Raw genomic sequence first — 17,532 nt, forward strand, 5'->3', positions numbered from 1 at the left:
TGCGTGGATGCCAATGAAGCAGACCTCGCACGGGCGCAACGAGCGGTGCTCGCGCGCAAACACTTCGCGTGATTTCTAACTTATGAATAATCCGCTTCCACCCAGCGTTGCGGATCGGCATGCGCCGCGAAATTGCACAGCCGCGCACTTTCAGCGCTGCGTCGGATTCAGACGGAAGTATGCGTCGAGAAGAGAGGTTTTGTACACGACACCGAGCAGCAGCGGTTCGCTCTTTTTTTCGATGACAGGAAGCCGCTCGCCCTGGAAAGCGAGGAAGTGCTGCAGTGCCTCGCCGAGCGACATGTCGGGTGTGAGCACGTCGAATTGCGGCTGGAGGTAATCGGCGGCGGTACGCGCGGATGTGTCTTGCTTGTCGAGAAGATCGGACGTGATGTCCTTGAGTGCGACCACACCGCGAAAGCGCCCCGCGTCATCCACGACATACAGATACTTCACGGGATATTCGAGGAACACGCGCGTCATGTCGTTCACGTTCGCATCGAGCGGGACGACGGTATCGGGCGGCTTGACGAGTTCGCGCATCTGCGTGGCCGCGAGGCGCAGACGCTCCTTCTCTTCGCGCGTGCGACGCAGGGTGACTTCGTACATCGACGTCTGCTCGGAGGTTCGGGCAATGAAATATGCCACCACGCACGAAAGCATGAGCGGCAACACCACCGAGTACGACAGCGTCATCTCGAAGATCATGAGGATCGCCATGAGCGGCGCGTGCGTGGCCGCGGCGAGAAACGCGCCCATGCCGACCATGGCGTAGGCGAATGGCTGTGAAGTCGAATGCGGCCAGATGGCGTGAACGCCGAGACCGAAGAGACAGCCGAGCACGGCGCCGACGAAAAGCGTGGGCGTGAAGATACCGCCTACCGCGCCCGAGCCGGCCGTCGCGGCGGTGGCGAGGAGCTTGAAGACGAGCACCAGCAAGAGCGCGGACCACGTCCATGGCTGATGCAGAAGCGAGTTCACCACTTCATAACCGTTGCCCCAGACTTCGGGCCACCAGATCGAAATGACGCCGACGATCAGTCCGCCGAGCGCGAGACGAATCGGCAAGGGCAGCGGCAACTTCGCAAAGCGCTTGCGCGACTCTGCGAGCAGCCGCAGGAAGTGTGGCGCGAGCGCGCCGCACAGCAAACCGAGCACGACGAAGAGCAGCACTTCGAGGCCCGCGATGGGCGGAAACACCGGCATCTGGTAAGGCGGCCGATACCCGGCGAACTCGCGCATCGTGATGTTGGCGACGACCGACGACACGACGATCGGCCCGAAGCTCTCCATGACCATGGAGCCCAGCACGATTTCGGTGACGAAGAACGCGCCCGCGATCGGCGCGTTGTATGCGGAGGTGATCCCGGCCGCCGCGCCGCACGCCACGAGCAGTCGCAGGCGCGGCGGATCGAAGTGGACCCAGCGTCCAATAAGCGATGAAGCGAGCGCGGCGAGCTGCACCATCGACCCTTCGCGGCCGATGGAACCGCCGCTCGTGATCGTGAAAAGCGACGACAGGCTGCGCCAGATGCTTTGCCACACGGGCACGACGCCATCGCCGATGGTCACCGCTTCCATGTAATCCGTGTTCGCGTGCTTGTCTTGACGAACCCGTGCGACGATCAGACAGAAGCCCGCGATGAGCCCGCCCGCCGCTGGCAACACGATACGCAGCGGCCACGGCAGGCTTTCGGCCATCTTGACGAAGTTGCCGGGTTCGCCGCCGAACGCCCGTTGCAGCGAATCGATGCCTTCACGAAACGCCGATGTCGCGAACGCGCCCGCAACGCCGACGACGACTGCCCAGATGAGCATGGTGTGCGCATCCGACAAACGGAAGAGTTGTTGAGCGCGCGTGCGCAGCCGAAGCAGGAACGAAAGCACGGATTATCGTGGAAAGCTTAGAAGCAAATGGAATAAGGCCGACGCAAGGATAGCATTGCGCATCATCCGTCCACTTTCGAGCGCGCGAAAAAAAGCCCGGCTATCGAAGACAGCCAGGCTTTTCAAGCGATGCATCCAGCGCTTCGGTCTACGCGCTCACCACTTCGGCGCGAACGAAGGATTCGCGTTGCGCTTGCCTTCGTCGAGCTTGTCGATCTTCGCGATGTCGTCGGCGTCGAGCTCGAGCTTTTGCGCATCCCAGTTGATCTGTTGATGCTCCGGATTCGTCGATGCCGACAGTACCACGATATCGCGCGCCAAAAGCCATGCGAAGGTAACTTGCGCGGGCGTCGCGCCGTGCTTCTTCGCGATGGCCTTGATGGTCATGTCGTTATGCGCGCGGCCTTCGCCGAGCGGCATATACGCGGTCACTTTCACGCCGAGCCGTTGAGTGGCTTCGACCAACGCTCGGTTCGCGAGGAACGGGCTCACTTCGATCTGGTTCGTCACGATCTCCTTGCCGCCCGGCGCCTCGAGCGCTTGTTCGAGCAGCGGCGCGGTGAAGTTCGACACGCCGTAATGACGGATGAGGCCGAGCTTCTGCGCTTCCTGAAACGCGCCAAGCGTTTCGGCGATAGGCACCGCGCCCTCGGGCGACGGCCAATGCACGAGCGCGAGATCGATCGTGCCGATATCGAGCTTTTCGTGACTGTCCTTGAGACTCGCGATCAGCTTGTCGCGCTGCAGCCGGTCCCACCAGACTTTCGTCGTCACCCAGACGTCTTCGCGCGGAATGCCTGACTCGCGCACGCCCGCGCCGACGGCGGCTTCGTTGTTGTAGAACTGTGCGGTGTCGATATGACGAAAGCCGATCTGCAATGCGCTTCTGACGGCTTCGGTGGTCTTCGCGGCATCGACACGGAATGTGCCGAGGCCGAAGGAGGGAATCGTTTCGATCATGCTGGCTCCTTGTTTCGTTGAGGCGATCAGTGAACTCAGTGACGCGTCTTACTTCGCGTCCTGATCGAGTTCGGGATAGTGCCTGAAAATGCCGGATTCGTTGAACGGGATGCGCCGTTCCGAATCGACATAAGCGGCGATATTGGGCCGTTGCAGCACGGCGTCATGCAGCGCCGCGACACGCGGATAGTGCTTGTCGAAGGTCTTCATCGCGCGCGGGAAGGCGTAGTGCAGGCCATCGACGAGCTGAAAGACGGAGAGATCGACGTAGGTCGTCGTGTCGCCGACCATTTGCGTGTCGCCGTGCGGATTCTGCTTCAGCACGCGCTCGAAATAACCCATGAATTTGGGCACGCGCTGGTCCAGGAAATTTTTCGAGCGCGTTTTCGCGGCTTCTTTCTGGTCTTCGTAATAGAGATCGGTCGCGAGCGGATGATGCGTGTCATGCACTTCCGCGACGATATCCGCGATGGTCAACTGCAAGCCATGCGCTACGTAGCGCAGGCCTTCGTCCTTCGGCGCGAGCTTCAGCTTCGGGCCGAGATACAGCAGGATATTCGCGACATGCGGCACGATCAGATCGCCGTCCTTCAGAAACGGCGGCGCGAACGGAATGTGCGGCTCGGTCTTGCTGCCGAGGAGCTTCATCATCGCGTCCATGCCTTTCTTCGAACGCGCGACATCGATGTATTCGGCGCCCGCGTCTTCGAGCGCGAGGCGCACATATTCGCCCCGGCCTTGCAATCCGTCCCAGTAATAGAGTTCGTAAGCCATGCGTGGGCTCCTTGTCAAACGTGCTGTGCTTTTGACGCCATGCGCGGCGGATGCTTGGGTTGGCAAGTTAATCGCGTGCTGCTTGCCGCGGGTCGAGCACGCGAACGAGTGTTCAGGCGAGCAACACGCGTACCCGCCTGGGGCCGTGGCGGCGCGGGCCGCGATGTAAAATGAATCCTTTGCTCGAGGGCCGATTCGCGATGCCCGTCAGAGAGCGAACGACTTCGAAGCGGAGAGAAGATGGACAAGCAAGGCTTCACCACTGGCATCGTACACGGCGATCGTGACGCGGGCGTCGAGCATGGCGGCGTGCGTCAACCCATCCATACGTCGGTTCAGTATGGCTTCGAACGCGTGGAAGATCTCATCGGCGTGTTTCAAGGCACGAAGAAGGGCGGGTTCAACTATGCTCGTCAGGGCACGCCGACCACTGCGGCGCTCGAGCGCAAGATCACGAAGCTCGAAGGCGGCGCGGGTTCCATCTGCTTCAGCACCGGCATGGGCGCAATCTGCGCGGTGTTTCTCACGCTTCTGCGCGCGGGCGATCATCTCGTGTCGAGCCAGTTCGTCTTCGGCAATACCAATAGCGTGTTCGGCACGCTGCGCACGCTCGGCATCGAAGTGACGGTGGTCGATGCAGGCGATGTCGCGAACGTCGCCAACGCGCTCAAGGCCAACACGCGCATGGTGTTCGTCGAGACCATCGCGAATCCGGGCACGCAGATCCCGGATTTGAAAGGTATCGGCGAACTGTGTCGCGAACGCGGGCTCGCTTATGTCGTCGATAACACCATCACGTCCGCGGCGCTTTTCAGGCCGAAGGATGTCGGCGCGAGCCTCGTCGTCAACTCGCTGACGAAGACGATTGCAGGACACGGCGCGGCGCTCGGCGGTGCGGTCACGGACACGGGCGTCTTCGACTGGAGCACGTACCCGAATATCGCGGATGACTACCGGCGCTCGCCCGCGAAGGAGCAAGGGCTTCTGCAAATTCGCAAGAAGGGTCTGCGCGACATGGGCGCGGCGTTGTCGTCCGAGCAGGCGCATCAGATTGCGCTGGGCGCGGAGACGTTGGCGTTGCGAGTCGGCAAGAGCAGCGATAACGCGCTCGCACTGGCGCAGTTCCTGCAGAAACACGAAGCGGTGGGTCGCGTGCTTTATCCGGGTTTGCCGAGTCATCCGCAATATGAAGTCGCGAAGAGTCTGTTCAAAAACGGCTCGTGGCTCTTGTCATTCGAGTTGCGCCATCCCGAACGCATGATCGACTTCGTCAACGCGCTGCAGATCCCGATCAAGGCGACCGGTCTCGGCGATACACGCACGCTCATCATCCCCGTTGCACCGACCATCTTCCACGAAGCCGGTCCGGACGTGCGCCGCGCAATGGGCATTTCGGACGGCATGCTGCGCTTGTCGCTGGGTATCGAGGATATCGACGATCTCATCGCCGATTTCGAACAAGCGTTGAAGCACGCGTAAGCCGAGAAAGCAGGCTTCGAATGCAAAAAAGCCGTCGGTTCAGTCGACGGCTTTTTTGTGTCCAGCATCGATACGATCAGCCGAAAAGACGCTCCACACCATACGTGATCGCAAGTCCACCGCCGATCAACCATGTATACAGAATCGCGCCGGTTGCAATCGCACGCGGACCCGCTTCGCGAATCTGCGCGATGCGCGTTTCCATGCCGAGTGCGGTCATCGCCATGGTGAGCGCGAAGGTATCGAGCGTGTTGAGCGTGCTGGTCGCGCTGGCGGGCAACACGTGCAGCGAATTCACCACCACGAGCGCGAGGAAGCCGAAGGCGAACCAGGGCACCGCGAGCTTGCCCGTGCCGCTTTGTGCGCTTTGATCATGACGCTTGCGATTGATCCAGAAGCCGACCACGAGCAGGACCGGCACGAGCAACATGACGCGCGTCATCTTCACGATTGTCGCGATATGCGCCGCTTCCGGGCTCACGTTGCTTGCCGCGCCAACGACCTGCGCGACTTCGTGAATCGTGCCGCCGAAGAAAAGGCCCGTGCCGAGCGTGTCGAGATGCAACCAGCCTGCGTGAATCGCGAGCGGATAGAGGAACATGGAGAGCGTGCCGAACAGGACCACGCTGCCAACGGCCATCGCGCTCTTGTGGGGCTTCGATTGCAAGGTCGATTCGAACGCGAGCACGGCCGCGGCGCCGCAGATGGCGCTGCCGGCTGCCGTGAGCAAGGCGGTATCGCGGTCGAGCTTCATGACCTTCATGCCGAACCATGTGCCGATGGCAAGCGTACTCACGACCACCAGCACAGATACCGCGAAACCCGACAGCCCGACGTGCGCGATTTCCTGCAGACTCACGCGCAACCCGAAGAACGCCACCGCGATGCGCAGCAATTTGCGCGCGGCGAAGTTCACGCCCGCCGCCCAGCTTTCGGGCATGCCGTGGCGCAGCGCGTTGCCGTAAATCGTCCCCGCGGCAATGCCGACGATCAACGGGCTGATGCCCAATCCAGCGATGAACGGCAGCGCGGACAGATGCGTCACGGCTGCCGCGAACAGCGCGACGAAAAGAATTCCGTTGAGCTGCCCACGCGTGGACGATGCTTCGGCGATTGACGGTGCGGCGGGTACTGCGGACATGGGAGCGTCCTTTTGACATTGCGTTGCGATTTGCTAATCCTAAATCACTCATATGCATATGAAAAATCGTGATTTAGGATGTAATGTATCGGTTGATCTGATATTTTTGCAAGATGACCCCGGATCAGCTGATAACCTTTGCTACCGTTGCCGAGCACGGCAACATCAGCCGCGCGGCTGTTGCGTTGCATTTGTCGCAGCCTGCCGTGTCGGGGCAGCTTCGGCTTTTGCAGGACGAATTCGGCGAATCGCTGTATTTGCGCGACGGCCGGGGCGTTCGCCTGACCGCAGCCGGCGAACAGCTGCTCGTCCACGCGGAGCGTGTGCGCGAGAGCTTCCGGCAAGCACACGCGCTGCGGGACGCGTTGCGCGGGCTCGAGCGCGGCACATTGCGTATCGGTGCGAGCACGACGCCCGCGAGCTACCTGCTGCCTTATCTGATCGCCGCATTCCACAAGCGCTATCCCGACGTGACGCTGACGACCATCGACGGGAACACGGCGGAAATCGTCGCTGCGCTCGGTTCGCTCGATATCGCGCTCATCGAAGGCCAGCCAAGTGGCGAGTTGCCGTCGGGCACTACGGTGACCGCCTGGCGGGAAGACGAGATCGTGGCTATCGTTCCGCGCGGTCATCCGCTCGCCGAAAGGCAAGACGCCACGCTCGATGAAATCGGCGGCTATCCGCTCGTGCTGCGCGAAAGCGGCTCGGGCGTGCGGCAGATCGTCGAGCGCGCGTTCGCCCAGGGCAAGGTGGCCGTGCGCGTCGCGCTCGAAATCGCGGGCGTCGAAGGCGTCAAGGAAGCGGTGCGGGCGGGCATGGGTATCGGCTTCGTCTCGGCAATGTCGATCCGGCACGAGGACGGCATGCTGCAACGCGTACACGTCGGCCCGGCGCCGCTCACGCGCCGCTTTTCAATCCTGTTTCCTCATGCCGACGCGCCTTCGCGTGTCGCCGCGCGCTTTCTCGAACTCTGCCAGGACGCCTCGATTCTCGGCTAGGGAATTCCACTATGGCGCAACGCGCACCGCCAAGAGCACTATTCGTCTTCATTGGGGCGCTGCGGCGTCCTTTTCAAACAGCAGTAATGGAACCGGTTCCAACCACTAGTTTTTGTCAGTTTTCAACGGAAAAGAGGCGTGATTTCATCTGATGCTTCAAAAATCGGCGTGCGCCCGGATGTCGTCGTAGTCGCCAGCGCCTTTGGCTTGGACACGGTTCGCACCGATGGTCACGCGGTCTGCGCCGAAGCCGCCGCGCGCGCGGGCGCCCAGGGTTTCGAAGTGCGCCGCGAACTTTTCGCTAACGAATCCGATGCCAGTTTCGACGCGCTCTCGCTTCTCGGCGCGCGCATCCGCACACTCGGTTTGTGGGCCGTCCACTCGACGCCCGCAACCTTGTTTCGCGACGATGGCGCTCTCGATGACAGTGCGCTCGCCCAGGCCATCGGCGAGGCGCATGCGCTGGGCGCGCGCATCGTGAAGCTGCAATTGGGCGGCACGGAACGCGGCGTTGCGACCGATGCGGCAACGCTCGATCGGTTGCTGAACGCGGTGGCGTCGTCGCCAGCGCGGGTGGTCGCCGAAAACGGCCAGTTGAAGGCGGGCGGCACGATCGGCGCGTTCGAGGCGTTGTTCGCGGCTTTGCCCGCGCAGGCGCAAAACGGGCTTGCGATGACCTTCGACACTGGCAACTGGCGCTGGCCGGATCAAGACCCGCTCGATGCCGCCGTGCGTCTCGCGCCGCACGTGGCCTATATCCATTGCAAGGCAGTGACAGGCGAGGGCGCGCGACGTTTCGCCATAGCCCCGTCGCAAGACGATGCGCACTTCGCCGCGCTCCTCGCGCAATTGCCGCGTGACGTGCCGCGCGGAATCGAATATCCCTTTCTCGACGCCGATGACGCCGCCGTTCAGGTCGCGCGTATCGCGGCATTTTGAATACAAGGTACCGCATGCAATCACAACGAAACGCCCTCGACATCGTTACGTACGGCGAGGCGATGACCATGTTCGTCGCCGCCGAAACCGGCGATCTGGCAAAGGTCGGCCAGTTCACCAAACGCGTCGCGGGCGCGGATCTGAACGTGGCTATCGGGTTGTCGCGGCTCGGCTTCAAGGTGGGCTGGATGAGCCGTGTCGGGCGAGATTCCTTCGGTCAATACGTGCTCGATGTGCTCGCGGCCGAAGGCATCGATGCGCGCCGCGTGAGTATCGACGAGCGCTATCCGACCGGCTTCCAGTTGAAGGGCAAGTGCGACGACGGCAGCGATCCGGCAGTCGAATACTTCCGCAAGGGCTCGGCCGCAAGCCATCTTTCGCTTGACGATTACGCCGCTGATTACGTGCTCAACGCGCGGCATCTGCACCTGACGGGCGTGGCGCCAGCCATTTCCGCGAGTTCGCGTGAACTGGCTTTCCACATGGCCCGCGAAATGCGTGCAGCAGGCAAGACTATTTCCTTCGATCCGAATTTGCGCCCGACACTCTGGCCGTCGCGCGACGCAATGGCGCAATCGCTCAACGCGCTCGCGGCGCTTGCCGACTGGGTGCTGCCGGGTGTGAGCGAAGGGTTGACGCTGACGGGCTACGAGAAACCCGAGGACATCGCGAAGTTTTATCTCGATCAGGGCGCGAAAGGCGTGGTCGTGAAACTGGGCGCATACGGCGCGTATTTCCGCACCGTCGATGGCGATGCCGGCATCGTGCCTGCGGTGCCCGTCGCGAAGGTCGTGGATACCGTCGGCGCGGGCGATGGCTTCGCGGTCGGCGTAGTGAGCGCGCTGCTCGAAGGCCGCGACGTGCGGCATGCAATCGCGCGCGGCAACCGCATCGGCGCGCTGGCGATTCAGGTGATCGGCGACAGCGAGGGCCTGCCCACGCGCGCAGCGCTCGACGTGCTCGAAGCTCAGGATGTGGGCGCTGCCCTCGACGCGGCGTGATCATCAGAGACTCAATCGAACTGTGTTCGGAGACAACCATGCAAGCATCTTCAACCCCGACTCTCGCCGTGCGCCGCTGGTGGATGATCATGCCGATCGTCTTCATCACGTATAGCCTTGCGTATCTGGATCGCGCGAACTATGGCTTTGCGTCGGCGGCGGGCATCAATCAGGATCTGGGCATCAGCAAGGGACTGTCGTCGCTGATCGGCGCGTTGTTCTTTCTCGGCTACTTCTTCTTTCAGATTCCGGGCGCGATCTACGCCGAACGCCGCAGCGTGAAGAAGCTCGTCTTCTGGAGCCTGATTTTATGGGGCGGTTGCGCCGCGCTGACGGGCATGGTGAGCAACATACCGTCGCTGATGGCGATCCGCTTCGTGCTCGGTGTCGTCGAAGCGGCGGTGATGCCCGCGATGCTCGTCTTCATCGCGAACTGGTTCACCAAGTCGGAGCGTTCACGCGCGAATACGTTTCTGATTCTCGGCAATCCGGTGACAGTGCTGTGGATGTCGGTCGTCTCGGGCTATCTCGTGAATTCGTTCGGCTGGCGGCACATGTTTATCGCCGAAGGTTTGCCTGCGGTGGTGTGGGCGGTAATCTGGTGGTTCATCGTGAAGGACAAACCCGCGCAGGTGACGTGGCTCACGGACGCGGAAAAGAGCGATCTCGATGCCACCTTGCGCGCCGAGCAAGCGGCGATCAAGCCGGTGAAGAACTATGGAGAGGCATTCAAGTCTCCCGCTGTCATCAAGTTGTGCGCGCAATACTTCTGCTGGAGCATCGGCGTGTATGGCTTCGTGCTCTGGCTGCCGTCCATCCTCAAGAGCGGCTCCACGCTCGGCATGATCGAGACGGGCTGGCTTTCCGCAGTGCCTTATCTCGCCGCGACCATCGCCATGCTGCTCGCTTCCTGGGCCTCCGACAAACTGCAGGCGCGCAAGGCCTTCGTATGGCCATTCCTGCTGATCGGCGCGGTGGCGTTCGCGGGTTCGTATCTGCTTGGATCGAACCACTTCTGGGCTTCGTACGTCTTGCTCGTTATTGCAGGCGCGGCGATGTATGCGCCTTATGGGCCGTTCTTCGCGATCGTGCCTGAACTGCTGCCGAAGAACGTCGCGGGCGGTGCCATGGCGCTCATCAACAGCATGGGCGCGCTCGGTTCGTTCGTGGGTTCCTATGTCGTCGGATACCTGAACGGGGCCACTGGATCGCCGGCTGCGTCATACGTCTTCATGAGCGCGGCCTTGCTCGTGGCCGTGGCGTTGACGCTGGCCGTGAAGCCGCCAGCGGTGGTGAGTCCGCGCGTCGCCGTGGGGTCGTGATGTCCAGAGCTCCAGAGCGCTGCCGCTGTCTATGCTTTAATGGAAAGCACGAACGCAGCGGCCGTCATCCACTCTTACCATGAGCCTGCAAAGGCCTGAAAACTCCATGAGCCGAAAGAAAATCGTAGCCTATAAGTCCCTGCCATCCGATGTCGAAGCGTACCTTCTCGATCATGCGGATGTCGTACATGTCGATCCGGCCGATCACGACGCATTCGTGGCGGCGCTCAAGGATGCCGACGGCGCCATCGGTGCGAGCGCGAAGATCACGCCCGCGATGATCGAAGGCGCGACGCGTCTGAAGGCGCTTTCGACGGTCTCGGTAGGCTTCGATGCGTTCGATGTCGACGACCTGACCAAACGCGGCATCGTGCTCACGCATACGCCTGACGTGCTCACCGAATCGACCGCGGATACGGTCTTCGCATTGATCCTCGCCAGCGCGCGCCGCGTGGTGGAACTCGCGGAATGGGTCAAGGAAGGGAACTGGAAAGCGAGCCTGGGCGAAGAAGGTTTTGGCGTGGATGTGCAGGGCAAGACGCTTGGTATCGTGGGGCTCGGTCGCATTGGTGGCGCGGTGGCAAGACGCGCGTCGCTGGGCTTTCGCATGAACGTGCTTTACACGAATCGCAGTTCCAACGAGCAAGCAGAGAAGGACTACGGCGCGAAGCGTGTCGAACTCGACGACCTCCTTGCGCAATCCGACTTCGTGCTTCTGCAAGTGCCGCTCACGGCTCAGACGCGTCATATCATCGGCGCGGCGCAGCTCAAGAAAATGAAGAGGAGCGCAATTCTCATCAACGCATCACGCGGACCGACCGTCGATGAAGCGGCGCTCATCGAAGCTCTCAAAGACGGCACGATTCGCGCGGCAGGCCTCGACGTGTTCGACAAGGAACCGCTGCCCGTCGATTCGCCCTTGCTCAAGCTGAAGAACGTCGTCGCGTTGCCGCACATCGGCTCGGCCACGCATGAAACGCGTCACGCGATGAACCTCAACGCCGCCGAGAACCTCATCGGCGCGCTCGATGGCACGCTCACGCAGAACATCGTGAATCGCGAAGTCCTCAAGCGCTGAACGCGGATCGGATCGACGGGTAGCCACGATGCGCTAACATGCGCATGCCGAGGCCAACGACAACGATGTCGATACCGCTCGCCCGATGTCGGGCGTTCGTCAAGCCATCACGACCACCATGTCCGACGATCCCACTTCAAGCAACCGGCCGCGCGTTTTCGGGGCGCGCCGCGCGACTATCACCGATGTCGCGCGCGAAGCCGGCACCGGCAAGACCAGCATCTCGCGTTATCTGAACGGCGAGACGGGCGTGTTGTCGCCCGATTTGCGCGAGCGTATCGAGGCGGCCATCGCGCGGCTGGACTATCGACCGAATCAGATGGCGCGCGGCCTGAAGCGCGGGCGCAATCGACTGATCGGCATGTTGCTCGCCGACCTGACCAATCCGTACTCCGTCGAAGTGCTGCAAGGCGTGGAAGCCGCGTGCCATGCGCTCAACTACATGCCGCTCATCTGCCACGCGGCCAATGAAGTCGACATGGAGCGGCGTTATCTGCAACTGCTTACGACGTATCGCGTCGAAGGCGTGATCGTGAATGCGCTCGGCGTGAAGGAAGCGTTGTTGCAAGGCTTCACGCAAGGCGGTATTCCGGTCGTGCTGGTCGATCGTTCGGTGGAAGGCATCGTCACCGATATGGTCGGGCTCGACAATCCGGCGGCCGTTGCACTGGCAACCGGACATCTCATCGATGAAGGCTTCGACGAATTGCTCTTCATCGTGCAGCCCGTCACGCATGTCAGTTCGCGGCGTTTGCGCGAGGCCGCGTTTCGCGAAAGCGTGAGCGCGCGTGCTGCAAACGGCGCGACGCTCGTGATCGATCTCGCCGATGCGGCATCCACGCTCGATGAAATCGATCGGCGCATCGAAGGTGCGCGCGCGGCGAACCGGCGCGTCGCGTTGTTCGCGGCGAACGGTCCGGTGGCTTTGCGCGTCGCGGTGCATCTCAAGGAACGATACGGCGCGGACTGGCAAGCGGGCGTCGCGCTGATGTCCATCGACGATTCCGAGTGGGCGCAACTCGCCGGCATGACGACGGTGCGGCAGCCGACTTACGATATCGGCCGACGCGCGGTGGAGTTTCTGCATGAGCGGCTCGGCGGCGCGGTCATGCCGCCACGCGAATGTCTGTTGCCGGGAGAACTCGTCGTGCGCGCATCGACGACGAGAGCAAGACACGAAGCATCACAAGGAACCTGAATGGTCAGTCTATCGACGTTGCTGTGCGTGGGATTCGCCACGCTCATCATCGCTGCATTGCCGGTCGTGTTGTATAAGCTCGCGAGGCCGCGTTTTCAGCTCGTGCCGCGCGAGGCGATACTCGGCATTGCCGTGTTTGCGCTTTTCGCCATGGTGATCGAGCGCGCGCTGCACGGCTTCATGCTGGGCAATCCGGCCACGTCCGCGTGGTTGATGAATCCCGCGGTCTTCGTGGTCTATGGCGCCATCACTGCGGGCCTGTGCGAGGAAGTGGGCCGCTTCCTGGCGATGAAGTGGCTCATCTCGCGCGAGCCCGGCGCGCTCGATCGTCCCGGTCCAGCGCTCGGTTACGGCATCGGACATGGTGGCGCGGAGGCGTGGATCGTCGGCGTGCTCGTACAGGCGCAATGGATCGTGTATGCGATCCTGGCCAACAACGGTACGCTCGATGCGCATTTCGAAAGCGCGCCGCTCGATGCAGTAGCGCGTATTCACTTGGTGCTCATGAGTCTCTCGCCTGTGTCGGCGGCTATCTTCGTGGTCGAGCGGGCGAGTGCGTTTGCCTTCCAGCTCGGCTTTTCGGCACTGATGTGGCAGATGCTGCGCGAACGGTCGCGTCATGCGCTTGGCGTGCTGATTGCGGCCCACGCGCTCGTCGGCATGCCGGCCGCGCTCTTTCAAGCGCGCCTGATTCCGCTCGCCGCCGCCGATGCCGTGTATCTCGTGCTCGGCGTGATCGTCACCGTGGCGCTCGTGCGCTACTATCGCGCCGCAGTCACGCGCCAATCCTGATTCATCGAGTATCCATGGACGACTACCAATACGACTGCCCGAGCGCGGACATCGACATGCTTGCGCATGTCATCAGCGATCTCTTCCCCGAGCAGACGCAATTCGCCGAACGCCTCGACGACGAAGGCCGTACCTCGCTGACGATTCATTACATCGCGATGCGTTTCGGTTCGACGGCGCGGCGCATTGCCATCGACGTGCGTTTCGATGCTGCCGCGCTGGCACGGTATCGAGCCATGCCGGTGAGGATGCATGCTCGAAGCTATGCAGTGTTACGTGCCTATGTGGAGGCGACGCTGGGTTCGCTGGAAGAAGCATACGCGAATGGCGAGGCGGTCCCGCGGCAGCTTGAAATCGAGATGGGAGAGGATTTCGCGTGAAGGGGCAGGTTGTATTCTGTATGCCGACAGGTTGCGTTTTGTATTCGAGATTTGAGCGAGGTGGGGCGGAACGGGTGATCGATTCAGATGCGGGTTGGCTGTTCGCTTTCGCATCTTGCACTCGGATGTGCGTGCGCTATGCGGCTGTCCGCGTCGGATGCGGCTATCTGAATTCTGTATGCCACGCCTTGGCATTTCGCATACAAAGTCTGCGTGGATTTATTGAACCTGGTTGAGGCTGTCTTCGGCATACGTGCGATTTGAATTCCGTATGCCACGCTCCCGCACTTTGCTTTCTCATCCGCGTGATCTGCACGCTCGTTGAGGCCATCCCCGTCAAACGCAGCAACTTGCATGCTGCGTGCCGCGTCCCTGCATAGCGCCTTCAAACTTCGCGATAAACCTTGGCGAAGCGTGCCGCCTTCACGACGCCATAGTCGCCCGGCGCATACTGCATGACCCAATCGCCCGCGTCGCCGGTGAGCACGTCGCCATTGTCTGACCGCGCGATGGAAAAAGGCTCATGCATCTCCCGCGCAAGAACCACGCTCGGCTTGTTGCGGTAGGTTCCAGCCTCGCCATGCGCGATGCCGCCTTCCGGCACGTACTTGGGATCGAACCGGTCACGCGACACGACCCAGCGTTCACCCGTCGCGCCAGTGACGATAGCGTCATCGGGCGCATAGCGATTCGGGCCTTCCAGGCTCATCAGCTCGCCAGGCGCAGCGGCGAATTCCACGGTCACGGCTTCGTCCTTGACGACGCGGCGCGCGGTAGCATCTGTTGTGAGATCGAGGCGGGATAGATGGAGCATGATTAGTCGGCCAATGCGGTTGCGGTGCGGGATCGTAACGGCAATCGGATGATTTTGCATCCAGAATACGAAAAACCCGCTTCGTTCGCCATGATGACGCCCGATGCGGGTTTTGGCAAAGCCGCCGAATGCCAAGCATTCAAGCGCTTACGCGCTGCGGCTTAAGGCTTCGTCGTCGATGCCGGTTGTGCTGCGCCCGCGCGCGACGGATGACGAGCGCGTGCATTCTTTGCGCGATCATGATGCTCTTGACGGAAGCTCGTATCGGCAAGCTTCTTCTGCTCCGGCGAAAGGCTTGCGTAAAGCGGCTCGAAAGCCTCGACCAGGCGTTTCGTGCCGTCTGCATTGGCCTGCGTGATCTGCTCGTATTGCTTCATGTCATCGAGCGCGGACATGGTGTCGCGTTGTGCAACGCGTTGGCGGTATAGATCGCCCACCGTGTGCGCGTTGTCGCGCATCACGTCGGCGAACTTCGACCACTGATCTTCCTGCTGCGATGTGATCTTGAGGCTTGCATGCAATTGGGCGATACGTTCTTCCACGCGAGCTTCGCGCTTCGTGGCGCCGGGCGCCGATGCCACCGTCGTGGCGGAGGCAGATGCCGCGGAGGGCGCCGCGGTCTGTGCGAACGCGGCGCTAAGCATGCAAGATGCCGCCAGTGCTAAAAATGTTTTTTTCATTCCGAAACCTTAGTCGAATTAAGAGAAAGCGCGCTTGCTGGTTGATCTCAGTCAAGGCAGAAACGTCGTCGGCGGTTATTAGTAACACGCCTGCCTGACAATTCACCTCGATTGCCACAACTGCTTACATCCGATACTTCTCTGGAAAATTCCGTAAAGGAAGCTCAAGCAAGATCGGGCGGTGACGTCGGCGATAATCCTGCTTGCGGCCGATTGCATACCGCATGCGGTACACAAAACGCATAACGCAATACAAACGCCAAACATCACAGCGAGAAGGACGACATGAGACCCCCGCGCCTCGACCAGCTCGACGACATCGACCGTAACCTCGTCGCGCTATTGCAGACGAACGCGCGTGAAAGCGTTGCCGATCTCGCGCGTCAGCTGGGCGTGGCGCGCACCACAGTCATCGCGCGCATGGCGCGGCTCGAAAAGAACAACGTGATAGCGGGCTACGGCGTACGGCTAGGCCAGGACGTGCTCGACGCCAGTATTCAGGCTTACGTCGGCATCAAGCTCGCGCCAAAGTTCGGCCGCGACGTGCAGAAACGCTTCGCGCGCATGCCGGAGATGCAACTGCTTTGCGCGGTAAGCGGCGAGTTCGATTACGTCGCTTGGTTGCGTGCGGACTCGCCCGATCGCCTGAACGACTTGCTCGATGAAATCGGCGCACTGGAAGGTGTGGAGCGCACCACCACCTCGATCATTCTGGCGCGCAAAATCGACCGTTCGAGTTAGGACGATACAAAACGCAGCGATACATCGTCAAAACGTCGAAAATTATCGTCGATACGCATCAATTTGCGTCTAGGATCAATATTCGTCGGTCCCTAAACTGTATTCAGTATGCCTTCCCAGGCGACACAAAATGCAAAATACACTAGGAGAACAACGATGAAAGTAGCGTTAGTCGGCGCCGGATTGATCGGCAAGAGCATCGCCCACTTGCTTCGTGACACGGGAGACTTCGAAGTCGTTGCATTCGATCGCGACGAACAGGCGCTCACCGCGCTCGAAGCGGAGGGAATCGCGACTCGCCGCGTCGATTCCGCCGATACGCCCGCGCTGCGTCAGGCGCTCCACGGCTTCGACGCACTCGTCAACGCGTTGCCGTATTACCTTGCCATCAGCGTTGCATCGGCGGCCAAGGCGGCGGGCGTCCATTATTTCGATCTGACCGAGGACGTGCGCGCAACGCATGCAATTCGCGCCATCGCGGAGGGTTCGGACGTGGCCTTCATGCCGCAGTGCGGGCTCGCGCCGGGTTTCATCGGCATCGTCGCGCATGATCTGGCCGAGCGGCTCGATAACGTGCGCGAAGTGAAAATGCGCGTCGGTGCGCTGCCCGAGTTTCCGACCAATGCGCTCAAATACAACCTGACATGGAGCATCGACGGACTCATCAACGAGTACTGTCAGCCATGCGAAGCGATCCGCGATGGCCGCACGCAATGGGTCCAGCCGCTCGAAGGCGTCGAACATTTTTCGCTGGATGGCATCGAGTACGAGGCCTTCAATACTTCGGGCGGGCTCGGCACGTTATGCGAGACGCTGGCGGGCAAGGTGGAATCGCTCGACTACAAGTCGGTTCGATATCCCGGCCATCGCGATCTGATGAAGTTCCTCCTCGACGATCTGCGCATGTCGACCGATCGCGACGGTCTCAAGGCAATGCTCAAGCGCGCGGTGCCATCGACTTCGCAGGACGTGGTGCTGATCTTCGTCACGGTAACGGGCATGCGCGGCGGCCCATCGGGACAACTCGTGCAGAACGTCTTCACGCGCAAGGTCTTTGCCAAGGAAGTCGGCGGCATGCCGATGAGCGCAATCCAGATCACGACGGCGGGCGCCATCTGTGCCGAGCTCGATCTGTTCCGCGAAGGCGTGCTGCCGCAAAGCGGGTTCGTGCGTCAGGAGCAGGTGCCGCTTGCGGCGTTTTTGAATAACCGTTTTGGAAAGCTCTATCAAGGCGCGAATATGGTTTCGAGCGCGCCGCGGATGGCGACGCTCTGAACCAGCCACTTCAGATACGCCTCGTCGGTCTGCGAGGCAATAGCGGACATGAAGACAGCGCCACTTCGGC

17 protein-coding genes are annotated in these 17,532 nt (G+C 61.5%); 11 read left to right on the plus strand and 6 right to left on the minus strand.

All coding sequences use genetic code 11. The features are described from left to right. Positions 1 to 150: 150 nt before the first annotated feature. The 3 genes from P9250_RS24765 to P9250_RS24775 form a co-directional block, all read right to left on the minus strand. Positions 151 to 1,887 (minus strand): ClcB-like voltage-gated chloride channel protein, encoded by a 1,737-nt coding sequence (locus tag P9250_RS24765; RefSeq protein WP_244827804.1) that lies wholly within the window; start codon positions 1,885 to 1,887, stop codon positions 151 to 153. Positions 1,888 to 2,043: 156 nt separating this feature from the next. Continuing rightward, a complete protein-coding gene (locus P9250_RS24770) occupies positions 2,044 to 2,847 on the minus strand; it encodes an aldo/keto reductase (protein WP_244827805.1) in 804 nt (267 codons plus the stop codon). A gap of 48 nt (positions 2,848 to 2,895) precedes the next feature. Further along, complete coding sequence (locus P9250_RS24775; RefSeq protein WP_310395699.1) at positions 2,896 to 3,621, minus strand: glutathione S-transferase; 726 nt, start codon at positions 3,619 to 3,621, stop codon at positions 2,896 to 2,898. 240 nt (positions 3,622 to 3,861) lie between these two features. Between P9250_RS24775 and P9250_RS24780 the strand changes: the two genes are divergently transcribed. Next, positions 3,862 to 5,100 (plus strand): cystathionine gamma-synthase family protein, encoded by a 1,239-nt coding sequence (locus P9250_RS24780; protein ID WP_250464554.1) that lies wholly within the window; start codon positions 3,862 to 3,864, stop codon positions 5,098 to 5,100. A gap of 76 nt (positions 5,101 to 5,176) precedes the next feature. Here P9250_RS24780 and P9250_RS24785 read toward each other — a convergent pair whose 3' ends face one another. After that, complete coding sequence (locus P9250_RS24785; protein WP_310395701.1) at positions 5,177 to 6,241, minus strand: YeiH family protein; 1,065 nt, start codon at positions 6,239 to 6,241, stop codon at positions 5,177 to 5,179. Positions 6,242 to 6,354: 113 nt separating this feature from the next. Between P9250_RS24785 and P9250_RS24790 the strand changes: the two genes are divergently transcribed. From P9250_RS24790 to P9250_RS24825, 8 genes are all read left to right on the plus strand, one after another. Continuing rightward, the gene (locus P9250_RS24790; RefSeq protein WP_310395703.1) at positions 6,355 to 7,242 is read left to right on the plus strand and encodes a LysR family transcriptional regulator; all 888 of its coding nucleotides are present in this window, start codon (positions 6,355 to 6,357) and stop codon (positions 7,240 to 7,242) included. Positions 7,243 to 7,380: 138 nt separating this feature from the next. Next, a complete protein-coding gene (locus tag P9250_RS24795; protein WP_409014936.1) occupies positions 7,381 to 8,181 on the plus strand; it encodes a sugar phosphate isomerase/epimerase family protein in 801 nt (266 codons plus the stop codon). Between the two features lie 14 nt (positions 8,182 to 8,195). Next, positions 8,196 to 9,182: a sugar kinase gene (locus P9250_RS24800; protein ID WP_244827810.1), complete on the plus strand. Its 987-nt coding sequence runs from the start codon at positions 8,196 to 8,198 to the stop codon at positions 9,180 to 9,182. A 38-nt stretch (positions 9,183 to 9,220) separates the two neighbouring features. Next, positions 9,221 to 10,504, plus strand: coding sequence for an MFS transporter (locus P9250_RS24805; protein ID WP_309963843.1), 1,284 nt, complete (start codon positions 9,221 to 9,223; stop codon positions 10,502 to 10,504). Between the two features lie 106 nt (positions 10,505 to 10,610). Further along, positions 10,611 to 11,582: a D-glycerate dehydrogenase gene (locus P9250_RS24810; RefSeq protein ID WP_310395706.1), complete on the plus strand. Its 972-nt coding sequence runs from the start codon at positions 10,611 to 10,613 to the stop codon at positions 11,580 to 11,582. 118 nt (positions 11,583 to 11,700) lie between these two features. Next, on the plus strand, positions 11,701 to 12,780 hold the full coding sequence (locus P9250_RS24815) for a LacI family DNA-binding transcriptional regulator (protein ID WP_310396869.1): 1,080 nt from the start codon (positions 11,701 to 11,703) through the stop codon (positions 12,778 to 12,780). After that, positions 12,781 to 13,572: a YhfC family intramembrane metalloprotease gene (locus tag P9250_RS24820; protein WP_244827813.1), complete on the plus strand. Its 792-nt coding sequence runs from the start codon at positions 12,781 to 12,783 to the stop codon at positions 13,570 to 13,572. 14 nt (positions 13,573 to 13,586) lie between these two features. Then, complete coding sequence (locus P9250_RS24825; protein ID WP_250464566.1) at positions 13,587 to 13,952, plus strand: DUF3022 domain-containing protein; 366 nt, start codon at positions 13,587 to 13,589, stop codon at positions 13,950 to 13,952. Positions 13,953 to 14,337: 385 nt separating this feature from the next. Here the strand turns inward: P9250_RS24825 and P9250_RS24830 are convergent, their stop codons facing one another. Both P9250_RS24830 and P9250_RS24835 read right to left on the minus strand, forming a co-directional pair. Next, a complete protein-coding gene (locus P9250_RS24830) occupies positions 14,338 to 14,766 on the minus strand; it encodes a PGDYG domain-containing protein (protein ID WP_310395708.1) in 429 nt (142 codons plus the stop codon). Positions 14,767 to 14,927: 161 nt separating this feature from the next. Beyond that, positions 14,928 to 15,446 carry a Spy/CpxP family protein refolding chaperone gene (locus P9250_RS24835; protein WP_250492443.1) on the minus strand — a complete coding sequence of 173 codons (519 nt, stop codon included), beginning with the start codon at positions 15,444 to 15,446 and terminating at the stop codon, positions 14,928 to 14,930. A gap of 285 nt (positions 15,447 to 15,731) precedes the next feature. Between P9250_RS24835 and P9250_RS24840 the strand changes: the two genes are divergently transcribed. Then, on the plus strand, positions 15,732 to 16,187 hold the full coding sequence (locus P9250_RS24840; protein WP_250464575.1) for an Lrp/AsnC family transcriptional regulator: 456 nt from the start codon (positions 15,732 to 15,734) through the stop codon (positions 16,185 to 16,187). Positions 16,188 to 16,343: 156 nt separating this feature from the next. After that, the gene (locus P9250_RS24845) at positions 16,344 to 17,462 is read left to right on the plus strand and encodes a saccharopine dehydrogenase C-terminal domain-containing protein (protein WP_250525771.1); all 1,119 of its coding nucleotides are present in this window, start codon (positions 16,344 to 16,346) and stop codon (positions 17,460 to 17,462) included. Positions 17,463 to 17,532 lie beyond the last annotated feature (70 nt).

Origin of the sequence: Caballeronia sp. LP006 (assembly GCF_031450995.1) — a bacterium.
In the GTDB taxonomy this organism is placed as follows: Bacteria; Pseudomonadota; Gammaproteobacteria; order Burkholderiales; family Burkholderiaceae; genus Caballeronia.

What these genes read in the sequence shown, in the direction of transcription:
- P9250_RS24770 (WP_244827805.1), bottom strand. Translation starts at nt 2,847, where the DNA reads ATGATCGAAACGATTCCCTCCTTCGGCCTCGGCACATTCCGTGTCGAT.
- P9250_RS24775 (WP_310395699.1), bottom strand. Translation starts at nt 3,621, where the DNA reads ATGGCTTACGAACTCTATTACTGGGACGGATTGCAAGGCCGGGGCGAA.
- P9250_RS24780 (WP_250464554.1), top strand. Translation starts at nt 3,862, where the DNA reads ATGGACAAGCAAGGCTTCACCACTGGCATCGTACACGGCGATCGTGAC.
- P9250_RS24785 (WP_310395701.1), bottom strand. Translation starts at nt 6,241, where the DNA reads ATGTCCGCAGTACCCGCCGCACCGTCAATCGCCGAAGCATCGTCCACG.
- P9250_RS24790 (WP_310395703.1), top strand. Translation starts at nt 6,355, where the DNA reads ATGACCCCGGATCAGCTGATAACCTTTGCTACCGTTGCCGAGCACGGC.
- P9250_RS24800 (WP_244827810.1), top strand. Translation starts at nt 8,196, where the DNA reads ATGCAATCACAACGAAACGCCCTCGACATCGTTACGTACGGCGAGGCG.
- P9250_RS24805 (WP_309963843.1), top strand. Translation starts at nt 9,221, where the DNA reads ATGCAAGCATCTTCAACCCCGACTCTCGCCGTGCGCCGCTGGTGGATG.
- P9250_RS24810 (WP_310395706.1), top strand. Translation starts at nt 10,611, where the DNA reads ATGAGCCGAAAGAAAATCGTAGCCTATAAGTCCCTGCCATCCGATGTC.
- P9250_RS24815 (WP_310396869.1), top strand. Translation starts at nt 11,701, where the DNA reads ATGTCCGACGATCCCACTTCAAGCAACCGGCCGCGCGTTTTCGGGGCG.
- P9250_RS24820 (WP_244827813.1), top strand. Translation starts at nt 12,781, where the DNA reads ATGGTCAGTCTATCGACGTTGCTGTGCGTGGGATTCGCCACGCTCATC.
- P9250_RS24825 (WP_250464566.1), top strand. Translation starts at nt 13,587, where the DNA reads ATGGACGACTACCAATACGACTGCCCGAGCGCGGACATCGACATGCTT.
- P9250_RS24830 (WP_310395708.1), bottom strand. Translation starts at nt 14,766, where the DNA reads ATGCTCCATCTATCCCGCCTCGATCTCACAACAGATGCTACCGCGCGC.
- P9250_RS24835 (WP_250492443.1), bottom strand. Translation starts at nt 15,446, where the DNA reads ATGAAAAAAACATTTTTAGCACTGGCGGCATCTTGCATGCTTAGCGCC.
- P9250_RS24840 (WP_250464575.1), top strand. Translation starts at nt 15,732, where the DNA reads ATGAGACCCCCGCGCCTCGACCAGCTCGACGACATCGACCGTAACCTC.
- P9250_RS24845 (WP_250525771.1), top strand. Translation starts at nt 16,344, where the DNA reads ATGAAAGTAGCGTTAGTCGGCGCCGGATTGATCGGCAAGAGCATCGCC.